The sequence below is a fragment of the Streptomyces sp. rh34 genome (assembly GCF_002551245.1).
GTDB lineage: Bacteria > Actinomycetota > Actinomycetes > Streptomycetales > Streptomycetaceae > Streptomyces.
The window spans coordinates 1-21,731 of the sequence record NZ_NTGZ01000080.1; the positions used below are offsets into that span (position 1 = coordinate 1).

The window sequence follows — 21,731 nt, forward strand, 5'->3', positions numbered from 1 at the left end:
GGATCGTCGCGTGGCAGTCCAATCCGGACTACCGGCCGTCGCCCGCCGCGCTCGGCTGGGCCCCGCCCGTCAGCGACGCCGACGCCGCTCTCCACCTGGCCGCCACCGGATACGGTCCGGACACGGACGTCGCCGAGGCGCTCGCGGAGGCGGGAACCGTGGCCGTGTGCACGGCCGAGGACGGGCAGCCCGCCTGGACGCCGGCCCCCGGCGGAACCCACGCGCTGCCGGTCTTCCCGATGCCGCCGCAGGTGCCGGCGGACCGTCTGCCCGCACATGTGATGATGACGCTTCCCGAACTCCTCCACCGGCTGCCGCCCGGCCGGGACGTGCTGTTCCTCAGCGCGTCCGCCCCGGCCGCCCTGCTCGTCCGCGCGGACGAGATCCGGACGTGGTGGGAGGAGACGACGGGCGAGCGGACGCAGGCAGTCCCGACGCGGCCCGCCGGCCGCCCTAGCACGGAATCAGGCACCCGAAGCGAACGAGGACACGATGAGTGAGTCCGGCACCGAGCCGTCCGTCTCCCCCCTGGACCCCCCGCCCCCCGAGGAGTTCGTCCAGGCGGCCAGCCTGGCGCCCGACCACTGGTTCTACCTGCCGGATCCCGCCTGGCGGGGCGAGGGACCGCCGCCGGAATGGGCCGTGGTCGGCCAGTGGCGTTCGGACTCCGCGGGCGTGATCGTCGCGTGGGAGGACAACGAGGACTACCGGCCGTCGCCGGAGGCGATGGGGTGGCCCGAGCCCGCCGACGAGGTGGACCGCGCCGTCCAGCTCGCCACCACCGGATACGGTCCCGCGAAGGACGTCACCGCGGCGCTGGCCCGGGCCGAGGTCGCGGTACCGGTCACCGCGGCCGGCGAGCCGGTGAGCGCGTCGGCGCCCGACGGCACGGCGGTGGTCCCCGTCTACACGTCGCCGCGTTACCTCCAGGGCATCGGCAGACTGGGGTACGTCCGGCTGCCGGTCACGGATCTCCTCGCCCGCCTGCCCGTGGGACACAGCCTGTGCCTCAACAGCTCGGCCCCGGTCAGCATGGTGCTGGCCACGGAAGGGCTCGCGGACGTGCTGGCGGAAGCCGCCGAGGAATTCGCCGACCCCGACCGGTAGACGGCCGGAGCCCCGCACGAGCCGCAGGACCTCCCCCTGCATGCGCACCGCCGACACTCCGCCCCCGCGGTGGCCTGTGCCGCACATCCCGCGCTGCCGGGCGGCTCCACCGCCACGACGACCATCACCGGAGTGCGAGCAGAGCCTGGCGGTCCACGGTCGGGCGACGCCGGCGTGTACCGCGCTCCCGCTCGGGGGAGAACACAACAAACCCCCGGCGCAGGGCCTGTTGGTCTGCCAGGGAAGGGGCGGCCCAGCGAAGGGAACGCGATGCCTCAGCGTGGCTCCGCACCAACGAAGACGTACGCCTGCCCGGGGTGCGGTGCTCAGACGAAAGCGAGCCTGCGCTCGGGGCGTCTCCGCGAACACCCCCTCCCAGGAAGCGCCGAATCCTGCCCGAGCTCCGGCGAGATCGTCGTGTCCGGCGAGGACCTGGAGAACAGCTACGAGTGCGCCTGCGGCGCCTGGGTTCGTATCACCCACAAGGGCGGCCTCGCCCGGCATTCACTGCCGGACGCGGAGCCGTGCCCGCTGTCCGGCGAGCCGGTTGACGTTCCCGCCGAACGCCCCACCGTACGCGGACTGTTGCGCATGGTGCCCCCGGCCCCGGCACAGGGATGGGAGAAGCCGGCTGCCGGCAGGGGCGGCTCCAGCGTGTACGCCATTCCCGCAGGACTGCCCGGCGGCGGACGGCGCCGCTGACCGCGCTCACGAACCGCCGGGGTGGGCGAACGCCCAGTTCACGTCGTACGGGGCGAGTCGGGCGGTGATCCGGCGGCGCCGGCCGGGATCCGTGAGGGGAGGCAGGAAGACCATCGGGCGGCCGTCCGCGAGTTCACATCGGATCTGGTCGTCGGCGACGGCGAAGTCGAGGGCTGCCAGGGCCGTGGAGATCGCGCGCCGCGTGGCATCGAGGCGCAGAGGGACCTTGGAGGGTTTACCGATGTCCGTCAGAGGCAGGGCCGACAGAACGATGACGTCCTTCGGGGCCGCGGCACGCTCGGGCACGTGCTGTGCGGCGAAGGCGATCAGCTCGTCGGGACCGATGCCGGTCGAGCCGGGGCTGAGCGTGACGTAGGCGACGGGGACCTCGCCGGCATGCGGGTCGGGGCGTCCGACGGCGCTTGCGCCGGTGACGGCCGGGTGGGCGAGGAGGACGTCCTCGATGACGGCGGGGTCGATGTTGTGGCCGCCGCGGATGATCAGATCCTTCGCGCGGCCGAGCAGGTGGATGAATCCGTCGGGATCCACGCGCGCGAGGTCGCCGGTGTTGAGCCAGCCGTCACGCACACTGCCGAGGGTGTCCAGCCGAGGTCCGTCGTCGTCGTGGCCGACGACATAGCCGGGGAAGACGGTGGGGCCACTGATGGCCAGAATGCCGGGCTCCCCCTGCGGCAGGTCGTGCCAGCGGCCGTCGCCGTCGATCCGTACCGTCTTCACCTGCTGATAGGGCATGCGCTGGCCCGCTGCCTCCGGGCGCCGGTGTTCGTGCAGGAAGCTTCGAGCGCTGCCGCAGGTGGCCTCGGTGAGCCCGTACCCCTGGCAGAGGGAAACGCCGGTGTGACGCTCGAACGCCGCACGTGCCGCGGGCGGCAGCGGGGACGCGCCGACGATCGCGAAGCGCAGCGAGGTGATGTCCGCATCGAGCCGCACCTGGGCGAGGCGGGCGTAGACGGTCGGGACCGCGGACATGGTGGCGATCCGGAAACGCTCGACGATCTTCCAGATGGCTGTGAACAGCGCCGGTTCGCGGTAGCCGAGGGGGCCGGTCCACACCGTGTGCTGACCGCGCAACAGCGGTGCCAGCAGGGTGACGACCAGGGCGTTGACATGGAACAGCGGCAGCCCGGCGAAGAGTACGGAGTCGGAGTCCAGCACGCTGTTGGCCGCGATCATCCAGGCGTCGGTCACCTCGTTGGCGTGGGTGTGCGCTGCCAGCTTGGGGGCGCCGGTGGTGCCGCCGGTATGGAAGTACGCGGCCAGGTCGCCGGCTTTCGGAGGCACCATGCCGGGAAGGAGCTCCGCCGGCTGCGCGGCGGCCGCGATGTGCAGGTAGGCGACGTGGACCCCCTCGATCTGTTCCAGAGCGGGCACGGGATCGGGTGCGCCGACGGGGCGCAGGGCGAACAGCGCTGAGCAGCGGAGCGATGCCGCCGCGCTGCGGGCCGTCCGCCACGCGTCGGCGTCGAGTTCGGGTCCGGCCGCGACCAGGACCCCTGCCCCGCCCAGACCCAGCAGTCGTTCGGCGTGCTCGGCGGCGAGCGCCGGGTTGACCGGTGCCGCGCAGCCCGCGAGCTGGGCGGCCAGCAGGGCGGCGGGCAGCAGGCCGGCGTTGGGGGTGAGCAGGCCCACGGCGCTGGTACGGCGGACGCCGTGCCGGTGGAAGAGGTTGGCGATGCGGTGCACGTGATCGCGCAGTTGCCCGAAGGACATGGTCGCGCCGCGCGTCCACTGCTCCGCGCTGGGCAGCATGGTGAGAGCCGGCCGGTCGGGCCACAAAGCGGCGGCGCGCGCCAGGACGTCGTACGTGGAACCGGGCAGGCCGCGGTCCGCCAGCGCGACGGACTCGATCGTCGTCAGGGCGCCCGGCTGGTCGTACACCGGCCAGAGCAGGTCATCGGGTTGAGGGGCGTTCACAGCAGCTGCCTTTCTACGGTGGGCTGATGGGCGTGGCGGCCGGGGCGCCGGCGGTGACCTCGGCCGACCGAGCTGCCTCGGCGACGGGAACGGCCGGTGCGGTCGGCCCCGCGCCACCGCCGCGGTCACGACAGGCTGTCGTCGATCTGTGCGTACGACCAGGGACGGAGGGCCTCCAGGGCCTTGCCGACGCGGAAGACGGCGGGGTCGTCGTAGGGGTGACCGACGATCTGGAGGCCGGTGGGGATTCCCCAGCTCGACATCCCGGAAGGGACGTTGAGGACCGGGCAGCGGTTGTTGATGTTGAAAGGCAGGGTCATGGCGCTCCACAGGGTGTCGGCCACTTCCTCGCCGTGCACCACGACCTTGTCGCCGTCGAGGTCGTCGCCCGCGTGCCAGCCGGGGACGGCGGTGGTGGGGCAGACCAGTGCGTCGAATCCGTCCATGGCGGTGGCGAGCCCTCGTTGCACCCGGTGCTCGGCGCGGAGGGAATCGAGGTAGCTCACCCGGCCGCGGGCATGGGCCATGGTGTCGGCGAAGGCGACCGTGTACGGGCTGAGCAGCTCGCGATGCGATGCGGCGGCCTCGACGACGAGGGCGCCGAAGATGGCCGAGAAGTGGCCGGCGACCGCGGTCAGCAGGTCGAGCCGGGTCCAGGGGAGGGCAAGCTCCTCCACGTGCGCGCCGGCGTCGGCGAGCGCCTGGGCGGCGGCGCGGGTGTGGGCCTCGATCTCCGGATGGACGTCGTACTCGCCGAGCCGCACACACAGGGCGATACGTGTTCCGGCCACGTCCTCGTACGAGGTGGGCAGGGTCAGCTTGGGGCGGAGCGAGGCGTGGTCCCGGGGGTCGGGGCCGGCCAGGACGTTCTGGAAGGCGATGACGTCGTCCACGGTACGGGCCATGGGACCGTCGCCGCGGTAGTGGTCGGCCGTGAGCACGCCGAGGCCGGGGTTGCGCCCGTAGGGGGCTTTGAAGCCGACGGTTCCGGTGAAGGCGGCCGGGACGCGGGTGGAGCCGCCGATGTCGGAGGCCGAGGCGAGCAGGGCCGTGCCGGCCGCGAGGGAGGCGCCCGCGCCGCCGGAGGAGCCACCGGGGGTGAAGTCGAGGTTCCAGGGGTTGCGGGTGATGCCCCACATACGGGAGTGGGTGAAGGTGCTGAGGGAGAACTCAGGGGTCGCGGTGCGGGCGTGGATGATGCCGCCCGCGTCGAGGACGCGGTCGATCACGGGAGCGTTCTCGGTGGCGACGCGGCCCTCGTGGGCGAGAGAGCCTTCGGAGAGGGTGCGGCCCTGGATGGCGTGCTTCTCCTTGGCCGCCACCGGGATTCCCTCCAGCGGTCGGGGCGTCAGCCCGTTCTTGCCGAGGTAGCGGTCCTCTGAGTGCCGGGCCTGCTCCAGCGCCTCGTCGAAGAGCCGCTCGGTGAAGGCGTTGATCCGCGGCTCGACCTTCTCCGCACGCTCGACGACGGCCCGCATCAGCTCGACGGGTGACACCTCGCGGCGGGCGAAGAGCTGAAGAGCCTCGGTGGCGCCGAGGTGGACGAGGCCGGCGTCGGCGGGCGTGTGACGGGACATGGGCGTCCTTCCCGTGAGGAGGGTGAGGTAGGCCGGTCGGTCGGCGGTGGTGCCAGCCTCAGGGGCCACCCCCACCCGGGCCGCGGATTGCATGGATCCGCCAGGACCGGCGCCGGTGTGCCGGAAAACGCAGCGGACTCGGGGCGCGGTGATGCGGACGGACGGGCGACGCGGGCAGGGGCGTGTTTCAGGTGACCGGGTGCCACGGGTCGATGGGGACACATCCTGTGCTGCGGCCGTCGTCACCGAGCAGCCGGCCCATGCGCTTGATCCAACGCAGGTTCACGGCCCGGTTGAGCACTCGCAGGGAGGCGATCCTGGTGGCGGCCTGGACCTCGTAGTGGGCGAGGTCGTCCAGGGCGTGCAGCCACACGACGCTCAGCAGGTTCGCCTCGGCGGACACCGACGCCGCCATCCGCGTGCTCCGCAGGCGGCTCAACTCGTCGCCCGCGGCCATGAGCTGGGCGGGTGGCACGGACATCCAGAGCGTCGCCGAGCTGCGCCAGCCCGCGTACCGGTGGGCGGCGTCGCAGCGCAGCACCGCTCGGCCGCCGTGCAGGAGTGAGTGCAGCAGCCGTCGCACCGTCGACTCCGGGCGGCCCAGCTCGGCGGCGATCGAGGCGACCGAGCGCCGGCCGTCCTCGGCGAGGGCGAGCAGCAGGACGCGGTCCTCCGGCGTGAGGGTGGCCGCGGCGGTGGGGGAGCCGCCGTCCTCACTCTCCGTCAGGTCGCGCCTCTGGTCCCGGGAGAGCGAGTCCATGCGCCACTCGCTCGCGTCCCGGTGCACGCGCTGCACCAGGTGGGTGCGGGTGGAGGTCACCGCCCCGATACGGCCGAGGGCGAGAACGTACCCGCTCATCAGCGGCATGGTCGCCGTGGCCACGGTCAGGAGCAGGTCGCACGATCCCGCCACCAGCTCCACGCTCATGGCCTGCGCGTGCCGGGCGAGCTGCCCGGCCAGAGCTTCCCGGGCCTGCGGCAGGCATGACACCTCGATCAGGGCGAGGGCGCCGTAGGAGACTTGGGAGGGCGCCGCGTAACAGGTGACCCATGCCTCACCGGAGTCCCGCAGCCGTGCCCAGCGCCGGGAGAGCGTCGCCGCATCCACGCCGAGCGGACGGGCCAGCTGTGCCCAGGGGGCGCGGGGCGCCATCTGCAGGGCGTTGACAAGCGCGAGATCGAGTTCATCGAGTGTTCCCCGGGACGGGGTGTCGCTCGTCTTCAGGGTGACGGGCGCTGCGGAACCATGCATGTGATCACCTTCCCGCTGCGGATTCTTGCAATTGCGGGGCCGGGCGGGAAGTGGCCTGTTCTGTATGCCGCAGCACACCGCAGCACCGCCCCGCTCTCAGTCCTCAGCCCTGGAGAGTCCTCCATGCCCCGTTCGCGGTTCCTCTCCGGCGCCGTCATGGCCGCCACCACGTCCCTTCTGGCCTCCGCCTGCACCACCGGCCCGGCCGGTGGTCCTTCCTCGGGCGGCGACGGGAGCGGGGGCACCGTCAAGATCGGTGTCACCTCCGACGTCACCTCGTTCGACCCGGCGAAGGGCGCGGGTGCGACCGACTATCTGATCACCGCTCTGCTGTACCAGCCGCTGATCGGTCAGGACGACGGCGGCACATTCGTCCCCGGCCTCGCGGATACCTGGACGTCCACGCCGACGAGGACCACTCTGACCCTGAAGAAGGGGCTGACCTGCTCCGACGGATCGGCGCTCACGGCCTCGCAGGTCGTCGCCTCCCTGAAGCGCTACCGGGCGACCTCGGCCGGCGCCCTGCTCACCTTCGGCGCCGCGAACGCCGGAGAGAGGACCACGATCACCGGCGACGACGCGGCCGGCACCGTCACCGTCGCCACCGCCGCTCCGTGGGGTGAGGTCCTCGCCGGCCTGTCCGGCACCGCCGCCGGGATCATCTGCGGCACGGGCCTCGACGCGGGCGCCCCCGCGCTCGCTCGGGGGGCCGTCAAGGGCGCGGCCTCCGGCCCCTACGAGATGGCGACGGCGCGGCGCGGAGCCTCGTACGAGCTGCGGCTGCGCGAGGGCTTCGAGGCCTTCCCGCGGTTCGCGTCGACGCCCGCGGGGAAACCGGCCGACCGTCTGCGCATCCAGATCTCGAAGAACGAGTCGACTCTCGCCAACCAGCTGCAGACCGGCGCCCTCGACCTGGCTCCCATCACCGGCACGGACGCCACACGGTTCACGGACAACGACGCGTTCACGGTCATGTCCGCGCCGTTCATCCGCAATTACATCGGATTCAACCAGCGCCCCGGACGCCCGGGCGCCGACCCGAAGGTCCGCAAGGCGGTCGCGCAGGCGGTCAGCGCGGACGCGTACAACAACGTCTTCGGCGGCGCCGGACAGAAGCTGACCTCCTACGTGGACGAGAAGGCGGCGTGCGTCTCCACCGACGGCTCCCTGCTGACCGGGACCGACACCGCTGCGGCGAAACAGGTCCTGAAGGGCGTCCCGATCAAGCTGGAGGGGTCCAACGCGGTGGCCGGCGGCGCGGGCAACTCCTACATCGCCGAGGCCCTGCGCGCCACCGGCGCCGAGGTGAAGCTCACCAACGCCGACAACGCCACCTGGGCCACCGACGTCACCGCCAACCAGGGCGACTGGGACGCCACCGTCTTCCCGCTCATCAGCGGGGCCCTCGCGCGCGGCGGCACCTACTTCCTGGGTCCCGAACCGGCCAAGGGCGGCCTCAACTACGGTGCGGTGAACAACGCGGCGTACGCGAAGAGCTACGTCGCCGCCACCTCCACCACGGACCGCCATGCCAAGTGCGCCGCCTGGCAGAAGGCCCAGAAGGCGCTGCTCGAGGCCAACGACGTGATCCCGCTCGCCACGGTCGATGTGCACTACGTCGCCCGCAAGAGCGTCTCCCTCGCGACGCCGGGCGGGGCCCTGGCCCTCTCCGCACTCCGGATCACCGGCTGATGGCGGCGACATCGGCCGGCACGCCGACCGCCAGGGCCGGGCGCCCGACGTCGCTGGGCCCCTGGGGCACCTTCGTCGTCCGGCGTCTCGCCGGGCTCACCGCCGTCGCGGTGACGCTCGTCACCGGCACGTTCCTGATGGTGCAGCTCATTCCCGGCGACCCGGCGCGGGTGGTCGCCGGAGCCGACGCCATGCCCGCCGACGTGGAGCGGGTCCGACACGACCTCGGCCTGGACCAGCCGCTGCTCACCCGGTTCGGCACCTACGCGGGCGGGCTGCTCCGCGGAGACATGGGCGCCTCCTTCCAGACGAAGGAGCCCGTCGCCGAGATCATCGGCGGCCGCCTGCCGTTCACCGCGCAGATCGCGCTCCTCTCCGTCCTGGTGGTGCTGGTGCTCGCCGTGCCGATCGGGCTCGCCGCCGCGGCACGCGGCAGCCGCCGCACGGACGGTTCGTTCACCTTTGTCACCGGAACGGTCGGCGCCACACCCGAGTACATCATCGGCACCCTCCTCGTCCTCGGCTTCGCCATCAAGCTGGGCTGGCTCCCGGCGGCGGGCGCCGAGACCCTCTCCTCGATGGTGCTCCCGGTCGCCGCCCTGGTGCTGCCGGCCACCTGCGTCATGGCCCGCATCGTGCGCAGCGAGGCCAGGCACGTCCTCGCCCAGGACTACATGCGCACCGCGCGGGGCCGCCGCCTGCCTCCCCTGCGCCTGTACGCCCGTCACGCCCTGCCCAATCTCCTGACCGCCACGCTGACCCTCGGCGGGCTGATCCTCGCCGGGCTGCTCGGCGGCACGGTCGTCGTCGAGTCCGTCTTCGCGTGGCCCGGCATCGGTCAACGCGTCGTCGAGGCGCTCCTCGTCCGCGACTACCCCGTCATCCAGGGCTGCGTCCTGGTCCTGGGGCTGCTCGCCGCCCTGCTCAACCTGCTCGTCGACGTCGTCCTCGCCCTGCTCGACCCCCGCACCCTGGCCGGAAAGGGAGGCCACTGATGCGACGCGTACGGTGGAACACACCCCTGGTCGTAGCCCTCACCGGCCTCGGACTGATCACGCTCCTCGGTATCGCCGCCCCCCTCCTCCTGGAGGACGAGGCGACCGCGCTGAGCGGCGCCGCCCGCGCCCACGTGAGTGCCGAACACTGGCTCGGCACCGACGCCCTCGGCCGCGACGTGCTGGCCCGGACCCTGTACGCCACCCGCCTCACCTTGCTGATGACCCTCGCCGCGACCGCGATCGCCGCGGCCACCGGCATCCTGCTCGGCACCGGCGTATGGGTCTCGGGCAGGCGCGTCCGCGAAGTGGGCCTGCGCCTGATCGACGTGATGATCTCCTACCCCGCGCTCATCCTGGCGCTGGTGATCGCCACGGTCCTCGGGACCGGGCCCACCGCCTCCGTCCTCGCCATCGGCCTGGGCGGCGCCCCCGCCTTCGCCCGGCTCACGGCGAACATGGCGGCCTCCGTGGCCCGGCGCGACTTCGTGACGCAGGCGCGCCTGATGGGCGTACCGCCCTACCGCGTGCTCGTCCGGCACCTCCTGCCGAACATCTCCGGGCCGCTGCTGGTGCTGCTGTCGGTGGCCTTCGCGAACGTGCTCGTCGCCCTGTCCGGTCTCTCCTTCCTGGGAGTCGGCGTGCAGGCACCGGACTACGACTGGGGCGCGCTGCTCAACTCCGGCCTGGAATCGCTCTACACCAACCCCGCCGAGGCGATCGGCCCGGCGGCGGCCATCACCGTCACCGGAATCCTCGCGGGCTTCGTCGGTGACGGCCTCGCCGCAGCGCTCGATCCCCGCGGAGGGAGGACGAAAGCCGCGGCGATGCCTTCCGCCGCCACGGCCACGCCCTCGCACCGGGCCCCCGGCGACGCCCTGGTGACGGTCGACGGCCTGGCCGTCTGCCTGCCGGACGGCACCCGTCTCGTCGACGACGTCTCCTTCCACGTCATGCCCGGCGAAATCGTCGGCCTGGTGGGGGAGTCCGGCTCCGGCAAGTCGTTGACGGCGATGAGCGTGGCCCGGCTCCTGCCGGAGGGGCTGTCCGCCCGCGCGGCGGAACTGCGCCTGGACGACCTCGACCTGGTCGCCCCCGATGCCGACCCCAAACGTCTGGCGACCGAGATCGGCATCGTCTTCCAGGACCCGTCGTCCTCCTTCAACCCCGCGCTGCGGATGAGCGGTCAGCTCACCGAAACACTCCGCGTGCACCAGGGAGTCTCCGGGGCGGAGGCGGACCGGCGGGCCGTCGAGGCGCTGGAGCAGGTACGGATCAACGAACCCGCCCGGGTCATGAAGCAGTATCCGCACGAGCTGTCCGGCGGCATGCGGCAGCGCGCGATGATCGCCGCCGCCCTCCTGCCCGGTCCGCGGCTGATCGTCGCCGACGAACCGACCACCGCCCTCGACGTGACCGTCCAGGCCGAGGTCCTCGACGTCCTGAGGGACATCAACCGCCTGCGAGGTACGAGCGTGCTCCTCATCTCCCACGACATCGGTGTCGTCGGCACGGTATGCCACCGGGTCATGGTGATGTACGCGGGACGTGTCGTCGAGGAACTGTCAGCGGCCGGCCTACGGGCGGGCCGCGCCCGGCATCCGTACACACGGGCCCTGCTGGCCGCGAGCCCGCGGCTGCGGGACGCCGACACCGGGGAACGCGCACCGCTCGCCACGATCCCGGGCCGTCCGCCGGCGCCCTCTGCCCGGCCGTCGGGCTGCGCCTTCGCCGACCGGTGCCCCGTGGCGCTCGACGTGGTCTGCGCGACCGAACGGCCGCGTCTGACCGACGCCGTGGCCTGCCACGCCGTACACCAGGAGGTACCGGCCCCATGACCTCGTCCCCTCACAAGCTGGTCGTCGAGGAGCTGACCGTCGCCTTCGGTCACGGCCGTCGCGCGAGAACCGTGCTGCGCGGCGTGTCCACCGGGGTCAGGGTCGGGCAGACCCTCGGCCTGGTCGGCGAGTCGGGCTCCGGAAAGTCGACGATCGCCAAGGCGATCGTCGGCGTCCACCCGGCCCGGACGGGCCGCATCCTCCTCGACGGAGCGGATCTCACCGGCCTCCGGCGCGGGGCGCCCGCCGCGGTGCGCCGTCGTGTGCAGCTCGTCTCCCAGGACCCGTACGCCTCGCTCAACCCGCGCATGACGATCGGTGAGGCCATCGCCGAGGCCGTCGACCCTGCGCGGGCCGATGCCAGGAAGCACGCGGCGACGGTCGGACAGTGGCTGGAGACCGTCGCGCTGGACCGCTCCGCGGCCGACAGGTACCCGCACGAGTTCTCCGGCGGCCAGCGCCAGCGCATCGCGGTGGCCCGCGCGCTCGCCGTGGAACCCGAGGTCCTGATCGCCGACGAGATCACCTCGGCGCTGGACGCCTCCGTACAGGCCGAGGTGCTCAACCTCCTGGAGGAACTACGGCGTTCCCTCTCCCTGACGATGATCTTCATCTCCCACGACCTGGCCGTCGTCCGCCACGTCAGCGACGAGGTCGCCGTCCTGTGCCAGGGCGAGCTGGTGGAGCAGGGGCCGGTGCGGGACGTCTACCGAGCCCCGCGACACACCTATACGCGCCGTCTCCTGGCGAGCGTGCCGACCTGCGAAGAGAAAGAGGAAGCGGCATGAACGATCCGACCGCCGTCGCCCGCCTCACCCACGAGATCACCACCGGTCTGAAACCCGCTGACCTGGAGGACTTCTACCAGGACCTCCACCGCCACCCGGAGCTCGCCTTCCAGGAGCACCGCACCGCCGCGAAGCTCGCCTCGCGGCTGCGTGCGGCCGGCTACGCCGTGACGGAGGGCGTCGGCCGCACCGGGGTGGTCGGCGTCCTCACCAACGGTGACGGCCCCACCGTGTGGCTGCGCGGAGACATGGACGCACTGCCGGTCCAGGAGGCCACCGGGCTGGAGTACGCCTCCACCGTCGACGGGGTGATGCACGCCTGCGGCCACGACATGCACGTCACGTGGCTCGCCGGAGCCGCCGACACGCTGGCCGCGGCCCGCGGCGCCTGGTCGGGCACGCTGGTCGTCCTCGGACAGCCCGCCGAGGAGTCGGGCGGCGGCGCGGCGGCCATGGTCGCCGACGGGCTGCACACCCGCTTCCCCCTCCCCGACGTCGTGCTCGGCCAGCACGTCACGCCCGGTCTCGCCGGGTTCTACCCGCACACCCCGGGCCTCACCATGTCGGCCTCCGACGACATCGACGTCGTCGTCCACGGCGTCGGCGGTCACGGCTCCCGCCCCGAGTCGACGACCGACCCGGTGGTGACGGCCGCCTACATCGTCACGCGCCTGCAGACCGTGGTGTCCCGCGAGGTCGCGGCGGCACACTCGGTGGTCCTGACGGTGGGGCAGTTCCATGCCGGTACGAAGCACAACATCATCCCCGCCGAGGCCCGGCTCTCCCTGAACCTGCGCACTCAGGACACGCGGGTGCGGGACCGCGTCCTCGGAGCGGTCCGCCGCATCGTCGAGGGCGAGTGCCGGACCGCCGGCTGCCCGACCCCGCCGGAGATCACGGTCCGGCCCGGATACCCGAACACCGTCAACGACGCCGTCCTCGACGACGAGATCGCCACCGTGCACCGCGAACTGTTCGGAGCACCCACGGTGTTCGACTTCGGCCCGGCGATGGGGAGCGAGGACTTCTCCCTCCTCGCACCCGAGGGCGTTCCCTACGACTTCTGGTATGTGACGTCGACTCCGCCCACGGTGTGGGAGGCGGCCTCCGGGACAGAGCTGACCGAGAAGTTCGGCGATGTGCCCGGAAACCACAGCCCCGTGTTCGCCCCCGACCCGTCGGTGCTCGTCCCCGGCGTCCTGACTCTGGTGTCGGCGGCGCTGAGCCGACTGGCGTGAGCCGGCCCGGCGACGGGCAGCGAGGGCACGAACGATGACCGGTCGCGTGCGCGTCACGCGGGTTCCGCGCGGGCGGCACGCGTCCGCACGGCACGCACGCGACGCCCGCGCACGTGACCGGCGGCGGGGGACCGTCGCCGGTCACGCTCAGGCCTGCCGGCGGACGATCAGACGCTGGAGCACGATGAAGGCGAGCAGGAGCGCGCCGATGACGATCTTCGTCCACCAGGAACTGAGGGTGCCCTCGAAGGAGATCAACGACTGTACGGTGCCGAGGACCAGCACCCCCACCACCGAACCCACCACGTAGCCCGTCCCGCCCGCAAGGAGGGTCCCTCCGATGACGACGGCGGCGATGACGTCGAGTTCCATCCCGACGGCGTGCAGTCCGTAGCCGGAGAGCATGTAGAGGCTGAAGAGCAGCCCGCCCAGCGCGGAGCAGAAGCCGCTCACCACATAGACGCCGACCTTGGCCCGGCTGGTGGCCAGGCCCATCAGGCGGGCCGAGGACTCACTGCCGCCCACCGCGTACACGGTCCGGCCGAACCGCGTCAGATGCAGGACGTACAGGGCGGCCAGGACCACGACCAGCGCGATCACGACGCTGTAGGTCAGTGTGACGTCGCCCGGCAACGTGATGGCCCCGGTCGCGAACTCACGGAAGGCGGGCTCGGTGATGGAGACCGATTCGACACTGATGAGGAAGCACAGCCCGCGGGCCAGGAACATGCCCGCAAGCGTGACGATGAAGGGCTGCACTTCGAAGTGATGGATGACCAGGCCCATGAGCAGGCCCAGGGTGGCGCCTGATCCGAGGACAGTGATGATCGAGAGCAGCGGAGGCCAGCCCGCGTTGAGGGTGGCCGCGGCGATCATGGTCGAGAGGGCGGCGACCGCGCCGACCGAGAGATCGATGCCGCCGGTCAGGATGACGAAGGTCATGCCCACCGCGAGGACGATGAGGAAGGAGTTGTCGACGAACAGGTTCGCGACCACCTGCCCCGACGCGAAGTTCTCGTAGCGGATCGACCCGGCTCCGAAGGTGACCACGAACACCGCGAAGGTGGCGACCACGGGCAGGAAACGCTGGGGAAAGCGCGCGGAGGAAAGAGCCAAGGTGCTCATCCGGCGGCCACCTCCTGGGAGCGGGACGTAGGAGTTGCGGTCGTGCGGCGTGCGCGGAGCATTTTCGTGGTCCGGGGCGACTGGAGCAGGCAGACGACGATCACCACGACGGCCTTGAAGACCAGAGTGACGTTGGTCGGGACGCCGATGGTGTAGACGGTGGTGGTCAGCGTCTGGATCACCAGAGCGCCCACCATGGTCCCGGCGAGGGAGTACCGTCCCCCGGCCAGCGAGGTGCCTCCGATGACGACGGCGAGGATGGCGTCCATCTCGATCCACAGACCGGCGCTGTTGGCGTCGGCGGCGTTCACGTTGGAACTGATCATCAGGCCCGCGACACCCGCGCACAGACCGGCGAAGACGTAGACCGTCCAGATGATCGTGCGGGAGCGTACGCCCGCCAGTTCGCCTGCCTTGGGGTTGATCCCCACGGCTTCGATGAGCATGCCCAAAGCGGTGCGGCGGGTGATGAGGGCGACTGCCGTCAGGACGGCGAGGCTGATCAGGATCGCGATCGGCAGGACGAGGAAGCCTGAGCCGATCTGCCGGTAGAGCGGATCCTTGACGGTGATGATCTGGCCCTCGGTCAGCAGCATGGCGCCACCACGGCCCGCCGTCATCAGAACCAGGGTGGCGATGATCGGCTGGATCCCGAGAACGGATACCAGGAAGCCGTTCCACAGCCCGAGCAGGACGCACACGCCCAGAGCCAGCAGGACCGCGGTGACCGCGTCCCCTCCGCCGGATATGTAGGTGCAGGCGATCGCGCCGGCGATGGCGGCGACGGCCCCCACGGACAGGTCGATGCCGCGGGTGGCGATGACCAGGGTCATGCCGACGGCGATCAGGAGCGTCGGCGCTCCGTTGCGCAGGATGTCGACGAGGCTGCCGAAGAGGTGCCCGTCCTGGATCCGCAGTTCCACGAAGGAGGGCTCGACGGCGATGTTGAGGACGATCAGCGCGGCGAGGGCGACGAGCGGCCACAGCAGCCGCGAACGCGTCATGAGGCCACCGCCGCGGTGTGGTTGTCGCTCGGAGCGGCGATGACAGACATGATCTTGTCCACCGAGACGTCCTGCCCGGTCAGTTCGGCCACTTTGTGTCGATCGCGCAGGACGACGACCCGGTCGGACACGCGTACCACTTCTTCCAGTTCGGCGGAGATGAACAGCACGGCCATACCCTCGGCCGCGAGGTCGGCCACGACCTTCTGGATGTGCGCCTTGGCGCCGACGTCGATGCCCCGGGTGGGTTCGTCGAGGATGAGCAGCCGGGGCCGCGTGACCAGCCAGCGCGCGAGCAGCACCTTCTGCTGGTTCCCGCCGGAGAGGGTGCTCATGATGGCGTCGGGGTCGGCGGGACGGATGTCCAGCTTCGCTATGTACTCCGCCACCAGGGCGTCGGAGGTGCGGCGCGGGATGGGCCGTGCCCACCCCCGGGCGGCCTGCAGGGCCAGCACGAGGTTGTCGCGGATACTGAGATCGGCGACGACTCCCTCGGCCTTGCGGTCTTCGGAGCAGAAAGCCACCCCCTGGGCGATCATCGCCCGGGGGCCGCGAGGGCGGTGCTCACGGCCGTCGATGGTGAGAGTCCCGGTATGCGCGCGGTCCGCGCCGAAGAGCACACGGGCCAGTTCCGTGCGGCCCGAACCGAGCAGACCGGCCAGACCCACGACCTCCCCGGCGTGGATGTCCAGGTCGATGGGTGCGATCGCTCCCGTGCGGCCCAGGGCGACGGCGCTGAGCAGCGGCGCGGTACCGGGCGCCCGGACCTCCGAACGCCGCTGCACCTCCTCCAGTGCTCCCCGTTCACGCCCGAGCATCGCCGCGACGAGTTCGATGTGGTTCATCTCGGAAGGCAGGTACTCGCCGACGAGTGAGCCGTTCCGCAGGACGGTCATGCGGTCGGCGATCTCGTAGACCTGGTCGAGGAAGTGCGAGACGAACAGGATGGCGACACCGTCGTCCCGCAACACGCGCACGATGCGGAAGAGCTCGGCGACCTCGTCGGCGTCGAGGCTGGAGGTGGGCTCGTCCAGAACCAGGACGCGTGCGTCCACGACCAGTGCCCTCGCGATCGCCACGAGTTGCTGCACAGCGATCGGGTGCGAGCTCAGCAGAGAGGCGGGATCGATGGACAGGCCGACGCGGGCGAGCAGTCCCTTCGCCCGTGCGCGCATGGCTCGTCCGTCGATGTGCCCCAGCCGGCGGGGCTCGCGGCCCAGCAGGATGTTCTCCGCCACCGAGAGGTTGGGCAGGAGATTGACTTCCTGGTAGACGGTGCTGATCCCGGCTTCCTGGGCTTGACCGGGCGCGTCGAAAGCGACCGGTTCGCCGTGCAGGCGTATGACGCCTGTTGTCGGAGGGTGCACGCCGGTGAGTGCCTTGATGAGGGTGGACTTGCCTGCCCCGTTCTCGCCCATCAGAGCGTGCACTTCACCGGGGAGCAGGCGGAAATCGACGCCCGAGAGAGCTTTGACGCCGGGGAACTCGACGCGGATGTCGCGCATCTCCACCACCGGGGCGCCGGTGAGCGCTGAGGAATCGGTCATGAGCCATGCTTTCGTCGTGGGAACGGTCCCCGCCCTGACGCCACGAAGGGCGCGGTGGCGGGGACCGGAGCTCGCGGGTCAGTACTGCCGGTCGGGCAGTGCCTTCTTCGCCTGCTCGGGCGTGAAGGTGGTCTCCTCGGTGACCACCCGCTTGGGGACCTTCTCGCCGTCCACGACCTTCTTGGCGAGGTCCATGAGCTGGTCGCCGAGGAGCGGGTTGCATTCGACGATGTAGTTGATCTCCCCGTCGGCCAACGCCTGCATACCGTCCTTGACGGCGTCAACAGTGATGATCTTGATGTCCTCGCCGGGCTTCTTGCCCGCGGCCTTGATGGCTTCGATGGCGCCCAGGCCCATGTCGTCGTTGTGGGCGTAGACGACATCGACGTCGGGGTTGGAGCGCAGGAAGGCCTCCATGACCTGCTTGCCGCCGGAGCGCGTGAAGTCACCGCTCTGGGAGGCCTTGATCGTGATGTCGGGGCGCGCGGCGATCTTCTCCTCGAAGCCCTTCTTGCGGTCGATGGCGGGCGCGGCGCCGGTGGTGCCCTGCAGTTCCACCACGTTGACGGGGCCCTTGGTGTTCTCGACGAGCCACTGGCCGGCCTTCTCGCCCTCCTCGACGAAGTCGGAGCCGAGGAACGTCTCGTACAGGGTGTCGTCGTCGGAGTCGACCGCGCGGTCGGTCAGGATCACGGGTATGCGTGCCCGCTTGGCCTCCAGCAGCACCGCGTCCCAGCCGGTCTCCACCACCGGGCTGAAGGCGATCACATCGACCTTCTGCTGGATGTAGGAGCGGATGGCCTTGATCTGGTTCTCCTGCTTCTGCTGAGCGTCGGAGAACTTCAGCTCGACGCCGGCGGTCTTGGCGGACTGCTGGACGGACTTGGTGTTGGCCGTACGCCAGCCGCTCTCGGCGCCGACCTGGGCGAAGCCCATGGTGATCCCGCCGTCCCCGCCGCTGTCACCGTCCTTGCTCGAGGTGCTGCCCGAGCCACACGCGGTCAGTGTGGCGAGCAGCAGAACGCTGACACCTGTGGCGATCTTCTTCAACACTGCTTCCTCCGTGCTCAACTGTGCCCACTCGGGGTGACGAGCTTCGCGTGACCGCAGTCACTGGTGCATCAGAGTGAGCGTTCACATCTGCCCAGTCAACCCCTGGAACACGGCGATTTTGCGCGCCTGAGACAGGGAAAGGAGGTGCTATATGTTAGCGCTCATTGTTCCAGCGCTCCGGAAGATCACATGGCCAGGAACGCCACGTATCCGGATCCTGGCGGACGTGGGGAGGGGGCGCTGGCTGTCAGCCCCCCAGCCTGGTTAAGGTTCGAGGTGGCGCGTCCCTGCGTGGTCCCTCACAGGGGTCGGGCAGGCAGAAACGGCGGAGTCAGGAGATGCAGGTGGAGGACACCTCGGCGGCTACCCGGGTACGCGAGCCGGCGATGACGGATGTGGCACGGCTCGCCGGGGTCTCCCATCAGACGGTCTCCCGCGTCCTCAACGGGCACCCCAACGTCCGGGAGCAGACGCGGCTGAGAGTGCGTGCCGCGATCACGGAGCTGGGATACCGGCCCAACCGGGCCGCGCGCACCCTGGTGACCGGCCGGTCCCAGCAGATCGGCGTGGTGGCGCAGAACTCGACCCTGTACGGGCCCACCTCGATGCTGGCCGCCTTCGAGTTGGCCGCCGCGGCCCAAGGCTTCGCGGTGAGCGTGCGACGGGTGCGCGTCCTCGATCGCTCCTCCATCGCCGCGGCGGTGGAACACCACCGGGACCAACGGGTCGCCGGCATCGTGGTCATCGCTCCCACCGCGTCCGCCGACGAGGCGCTGGCGGAGATTCCGGCCGATGTTCCGCTCGTGGCCGTCGACGGGGACCCCGACCGGGGCGGAGCGCTGGTCACGGTCGACCAGGAGGCGGGGGCCTTCGCCGCCACCCGGCACCTGCTGGACGCGGGGCACCAGACCGTGTGGCACATCTCGGGTCCGCCGGACTGGTTCGACGCCGCGGGCCGGGCACGCGGATGGCGGCGTGCCCTGCGGGAGGCCGGTGCGGAGATTCCCCCCGTCAGTTCCGCCGACTGGAGCGCGTCCTCCGGCTACCGCGCGGGCCAGATGCTGGCCCGGATGCCCGATGTGACCGCGGTGTTCGCGGCCAACGACCATCTGGCCCTCGGCGCCATCCGCGCCATGGCCGAGCGGGGCCGGTGCGTCCCGGGCGACGTGAGCATCGTCGGATTCGACGACGTGCCCGAGGCCGAGTTCTTCTCGCCCCCGTTGACCACGGTGCGCCCGGACTTCGACGGGGTGGCCACCGAGACCCTCGGTCTTCTGCTGGCCCGGATCGAGGGCGAGTCGGGGCCTTCGCTGCGCACACTCAACCCCACGCTCATCGCGCGGGAGAGCGTCGCGGCTCCACGCGCCTGAGCCCCGCTCCCGGCCGATCGCTCCGAATCCCTGCCTGATCCCTGGCTGAGCACGCTCACATGCCGAGGCTTTCCTGTCGGTGGATGTCTTGACGAGCAGATTGTTAGCGATAACACTTCGGGTGTCCGTCGACGAACGATCAAAGGTGGCTTCATGGCCGACGAACCTGACTCCCTCGTAGTCGGTGTCGACTACGGCACGCTGTCCGGACGCGCCGTAGTGGTGCGGGTCCGGGACGGGGCCGAGCTGGGCACGGGTGTCCATGCCTACCGTCACGGCGTCATCGACCGGTCGCTGCCCGCGACGGGCCAGAGCTTGCCGCCGGACTGGGCGCTGCAGGTTCCCGAGGACTACCTCGACGTTCTGCGGATCGCCGTACCGGCCGCGATCGCGGACGCCGGGGTCGATCCGGCTCGTGTGATCGGGATCGGGACCGACTTCACCGCCTGCACGATGGTGCCGGCCACCGGGGACGGAACCCCGCTGTGCGACCTGCCCGAACTCGCCGGGAATCCGCACGCGTACGTCAAGCTCTGGCGCCACCACGCCGCCCAGCCGCAGGCCGACCGGATCAACGCCCTGGCGAGGGCGCGCGGGGAGAAGTGGCTGCCGCGGTACGGAGGACTGATCTCCTCGGAGTGGGAGTTCGCCAAGGCGCTGCAGATGCTGGAGGAAGCGCCCGAGGTGTACGCCGCCATGGACCGGTGGGTGGAGGCCGCCGACTGGATCGTCTGGCGGCTCACCGGGACGTACGTACGCAACGCCTGCAGCGCCGGTTACAAGGGAATGCGCCAGGACGGCGAGTACCCCGCCCCGGACTTCCTCGCCGAACTGAACCCCGCCTTCGCCGACTTCGTGACGGAGAAGCTGGAGCAGCCCATCGGCCGTCTCGGCGACAGGGCCGGCGCGCTGAGCGCCGAGGCCGCGGCCTGGACCGGGCTGCCGCAGGGCATCGCGGTCGCCGTCGGAAACGTCGACGCACATGTCACCGCCCCGGCGGCCGGGGCCGTGGAGCCCGGTCAGCTGGTCGCGATCATGGGCACATCCACCTGCCACGTCCTCAACGGCGACACCCTGCGCGAGGTGCCCGGCATGTGCGGCGTGGTCGACGGAGGCATCGTCGACGGGCTGTGGGGTTACGAGGCCGGACAGAGCGGAGTGGGGGACATCTTCGCCTGGTACGTCGACCACCAGGTCCCCGAGGGCTACCACGCGCAGGCTCGGGAACGTGGCCTGTCCGTCCATGAACTGCTCACCGAACTGGCCGCGAACCAGAGAGTCGGTGAGCACGGGCTGATCGCCCTCGACTGGCACAGCGGCAACCGCTCGGTGCTGGTCGACCACGAGCTGTCCGGAATGGTTCTGGGGCAGACCCTCTCCACCCGGCCCGAGGACGTCTACCGTGCCCTGCTCGAAGCCACCGCGTTCGGCACGCGCACGATCGTGGAGACCTTCACCACCGCGGGCGTACCCGTCGACGAACTCATCGTCGCGGGCGGTCTGGTGCGCAACGCGTTCCTGATGCAGCTCTACTCCGACGTCCTCGGCCTGCCGCTGTCGATCATCCGCTCGGCCCAGGGGCCGGCCCTCGGATCGGCGCTCCACGCGGCGGTGGCCGCGGGCGCGCACCGCGATGTCCGAGCCGCCGCGACCGCCATGGGCTCGGTCGACCGAGCCGTCTACCGGCCTCGCCCCGCGGAGGCCGCCGCCTACGACCGGCTCTTCGCCGAGTACGTCGCCCTGCACGATCACTTCGGCCGGGGCGGCAGTGACGTCATGCGCAGGCTGCGGGCCATGCGCCGCTCCGCCATCGAATCGAAGGAGAAGTGATGGGCGCCGTCGACAGTGTGAGGAACCTCCGGCAGACCGTCGCTGACCTGCACCGCGAACTGACGCGGTACGGGCTGGTGATCTGGACCGCCGGAAACGTCTCGGCCCGCGTTCCGGGGGAGGACCTCATGGTCATCAAGCCCTCCGGCGTGTCCTACGACGACCTGAGCCCGGACACCATGGTCGTGACCGACCTGCACGGCAACCTCGTGGAGGGCGACCTGGCACCGTCCTCGGACACCGCCGCCCATGCCTACGTCTACCGGCACATGCCCGAGGTCGGTGGCGTGGTGCACACGCACTCGCCCTACGCCACCGCCTGGGCCGCGCGGGGCGAGCCCATCCCGTGTGTCCTGACCATGATCGCCGACGAGTTCGGCGGCGAGATCCCGGTCGGCCCCTTCGCGCTCATCGGCGACGACTCCATCGGACGCGGCATCGTGGAAACGCTCCGTGGCAGCCGCTCGCCCGCCGTCCTCATGCGCAGCCACGGACCCTTCACCGTCGGCCGCGACGCGCGTTCGGCCGTGAAGGCGGCCGTCATGGTCGAGGACGTGGCCCGCACCGTCCACTTCGCCCACCAGCTAGGTACCCCGGACGCCATCGACGCGGCCGCCGTGGACCGGCTCTACGAGCGCTACCAGAACGTCTACGGCCAGTGAGCCCACGAGGGGAATA

At 71.1% G+C, this 21,731-nt stretch carries 18 protein-coding genes; 11 read left to right on the top strand and 7 right to left on the bottom strand.

The window, feature by feature from the left end:
- The 3 genes from CR470_RS16960 to CR470_RS16970 all read left to right on the top strand — a co-directional run.
- Nucleotides 1-500 (top strand): type VII secretion system-associated protein (locus tag CR470_RS16960; RefSeq protein ID WP_143663819.1); only part of this gene is annotated, 500 nt, incomplete at its 5' end.
- On the top strand, nucleotides 493-1,107 hold the full coding sequence (locus tag CR470_RS16965) for a type VII secretion system-associated protein (protein ID WP_097868433.1): 615 nt from the start codon (nucleotides 493-495) through the stop codon (nucleotides 1,105-1,107). The genes CR470_RS16960 and CR470_RS16965, both read left to right, overlap by 8 nt.
- A 417-nt stretch (nucleotides 1,108-1,524) precedes the next feature.
- Complete coding sequence (locus CR470_RS16970; protein ID WP_097868434.1) at nucleotides 1,525-1,809, top strand: hypothetical protein; 285 nt, start codon at nucleotides 1,525-1,527, stop codon at nucleotides 1,807-1,809.
- A gap of 6 nt (nucleotides 1,810-1,815) precedes the next feature.
- On the opposite strand, the gene CR470_RS16975 is transcribed toward CR470_RS16970, so the two are convergent.
- The 3 genes from CR470_RS16975 to CR470_RS16985 all read right to left on the bottom strand — a co-directional run bounded on the left by CR470_RS16975 (nucleotide 1,816) and on the right by CR470_RS16985 (nucleotide 6,573).
- Complete coding sequence (locus CR470_RS16975) at nucleotides 1,816-3,744, bottom strand: acyl-CoA synthetase (protein WP_218923768.1); 1,929 nt, start codon at nucleotides 3,742-3,744, stop codon at nucleotides 1,816-1,818.
- A 125-nt stretch (nucleotides 3,745-3,869) separates the two neighbouring features.
- The gene (locus CR470_RS16980; RefSeq protein WP_097868435.1) at nucleotides 3,870-5,321 is read right to left on the bottom strand and encodes an amidase; all 1,452 of its coding nucleotides are present in this window, start codon (nucleotides 5,319-5,321) and stop codon (nucleotides 3,870-3,872) included.
- A 187-nt stretch (nucleotides 5,322-5,508) separates the two neighbouring features.
- A complete protein-coding gene (locus CR470_RS16985; protein WP_097868436.1) occupies nucleotides 5,509-6,573 on the bottom strand; it encodes an Lrp/AsnC family transcriptional regulator in 1,065 nt (354 codons plus the stop codon).
- Between the two features lie 123 nt (nucleotides 6,574-6,696).
- Here CR470_RS16985 and CR470_RS16990 point away from each other — a divergent pair, with 123 nt between their 5' ends.
- Genes CR470_RS16990 through CR470_RS17010 form a run of 5 tightly spaced genes read left to right on the top strand, consistent with a single transcriptional unit; the run spans nucleotide 6,697 to nucleotide 13,124 of the window.
- Entirely contained in the window at nucleotides 6,697-8,265 is a 1,569-nt protein-coding gene (locus CR470_RS16990; RefSeq protein ID WP_179892280.1) for an ABC transporter substrate-binding protein, read from the top strand.
- A complete protein-coding gene (locus CR470_RS16995) occupies nucleotides 8,265-9,260 on the top strand; it encodes an ABC transporter permease (RefSeq protein ID WP_097868438.1) in 996 nt (331 codons plus the stop codon). The genes CR470_RS16990 and CR470_RS16995 overlap by 1 nt, the downstream gene beginning before the upstream one ends.
- Entirely contained in the window at nucleotides 9,260-11,098 is a 1,839-nt protein-coding gene (locus CR470_RS17000; RefSeq protein WP_097868439.1) for a dipeptide/oligopeptide/nickel ABC transporter permease/ATP-binding protein, read from the top strand. The genes CR470_RS16995 and CR470_RS17000 overlap by 1 nt, the downstream gene beginning before the upstream one ends.
- Nucleotides 11,095-11,886: an ABC transporter ATP-binding protein gene (locus CR470_RS17005; RefSeq protein ID WP_097868440.1), complete on the top strand. Its 792-nt coding sequence runs from the start codon at nucleotides 11,095-11,097 to the stop codon at nucleotides 11,884-11,886. Before CR470_RS17000 ends, CR470_RS17005 begins: the two co-directional genes overlap by 4 nt.
- Nucleotides 11,883-13,124, top strand: a complete 1,242-nt coding sequence (locus CR470_RS17010; RefSeq protein ID WP_097868441.1) for an amidohydrolase — start codon at nucleotides 11,883-11,885, stop codon at nucleotides 13,122-13,124. The genes CR470_RS17005 and CR470_RS17010 overlap by 4 nt, the downstream gene beginning before the upstream one ends.
- A gap of 147 nt (nucleotides 13,125-13,271) precedes the next feature.
- Here CR470_RS17010 and yjfF read toward each other — a convergent pair whose 3' ends face one another.
- The 4 genes from yjfF to CR470_RS17030 all read right to left on the bottom strand — a co-directional run bounded on the left by yjfF (nucleotide 13,272) and on the right by CR470_RS17030 (nucleotide 17,853).
- Nucleotides 13,272-14,249, bottom strand: coding sequence for a galactofuranose ABC transporter, permease protein YjfF (yjfF, locus tag CR470_RS17015; RefSeq protein ID WP_097868442.1), 978 nt, complete (start codon nucleotides 14,247-14,249; stop codon nucleotides 13,272-13,274).
- On the bottom strand, nucleotides 14,246-15,253 hold the full coding sequence (locus CR470_RS17020) for an ABC transporter permease (protein WP_097868443.1): 1,008 nt from the start codon (nucleotides 15,251-15,253) through the stop codon (nucleotides 14,246-14,248). Before CR470_RS17020 ends, yjfF begins: the two co-directional genes overlap by 4 nt.
- Entirely contained in the window at nucleotides 15,250-16,800 is a 1,551-nt protein-coding gene (locus tag CR470_RS17025) for a sugar ABC transporter ATP-binding protein (RefSeq protein WP_097868444.1), read from the bottom strand. The genes CR470_RS17020 and CR470_RS17025 overlap by 4 nt, the downstream gene beginning before the upstream one ends.
- Nucleotides 16,801-16,878: 78 nt before the next feature.
- Complete coding sequence (locus CR470_RS17030) at nucleotides 16,879-17,853, bottom strand: ABC transporter substrate-binding protein (RefSeq protein ID WP_179892281.1); 975 nt, start codon at nucleotides 17,851-17,853, stop codon at nucleotides 16,879-16,881.
- A 338-nt stretch (nucleotides 17,854-18,191) separates the two neighbouring features.
- Between CR470_RS17030 and CR470_RS17035 the strand changes: the two genes are divergently transcribed.
- From CR470_RS17035 to CR470_RS17045, 3 genes are all read left to right on the top strand, one after another.
- A complete protein-coding gene (locus CR470_RS17035) occupies nucleotides 18,192-19,223 on the top strand; it encodes a LacI family DNA-binding transcriptional regulator (RefSeq protein ID WP_097868445.1) in 1,032 nt (343 codons plus the stop codon).
- 153 nt (nucleotides 19,224-19,376) lie between these two features.
- A complete protein-coding gene (araB, locus tag CR470_RS17040) occupies nucleotides 19,377-21,053 on the top strand; it encodes a ribulokinase (RefSeq protein WP_097868446.1) in 1,677 nt (558 codons plus the stop codon).
- Entirely contained in the window at nucleotides 21,053-21,715 is a 663-nt protein-coding gene (locus CR470_RS17045; RefSeq protein WP_097868447.1) for an L-ribulose-5-phosphate 4-epimerase, read from the top strand. The genes araB and CR470_RS17045 overlap by 1 nt, the downstream gene beginning before the upstream one ends.
- The last annotated feature ends 16 nt before the right edge of the window (nucleotides 21,716-21,731 follow it).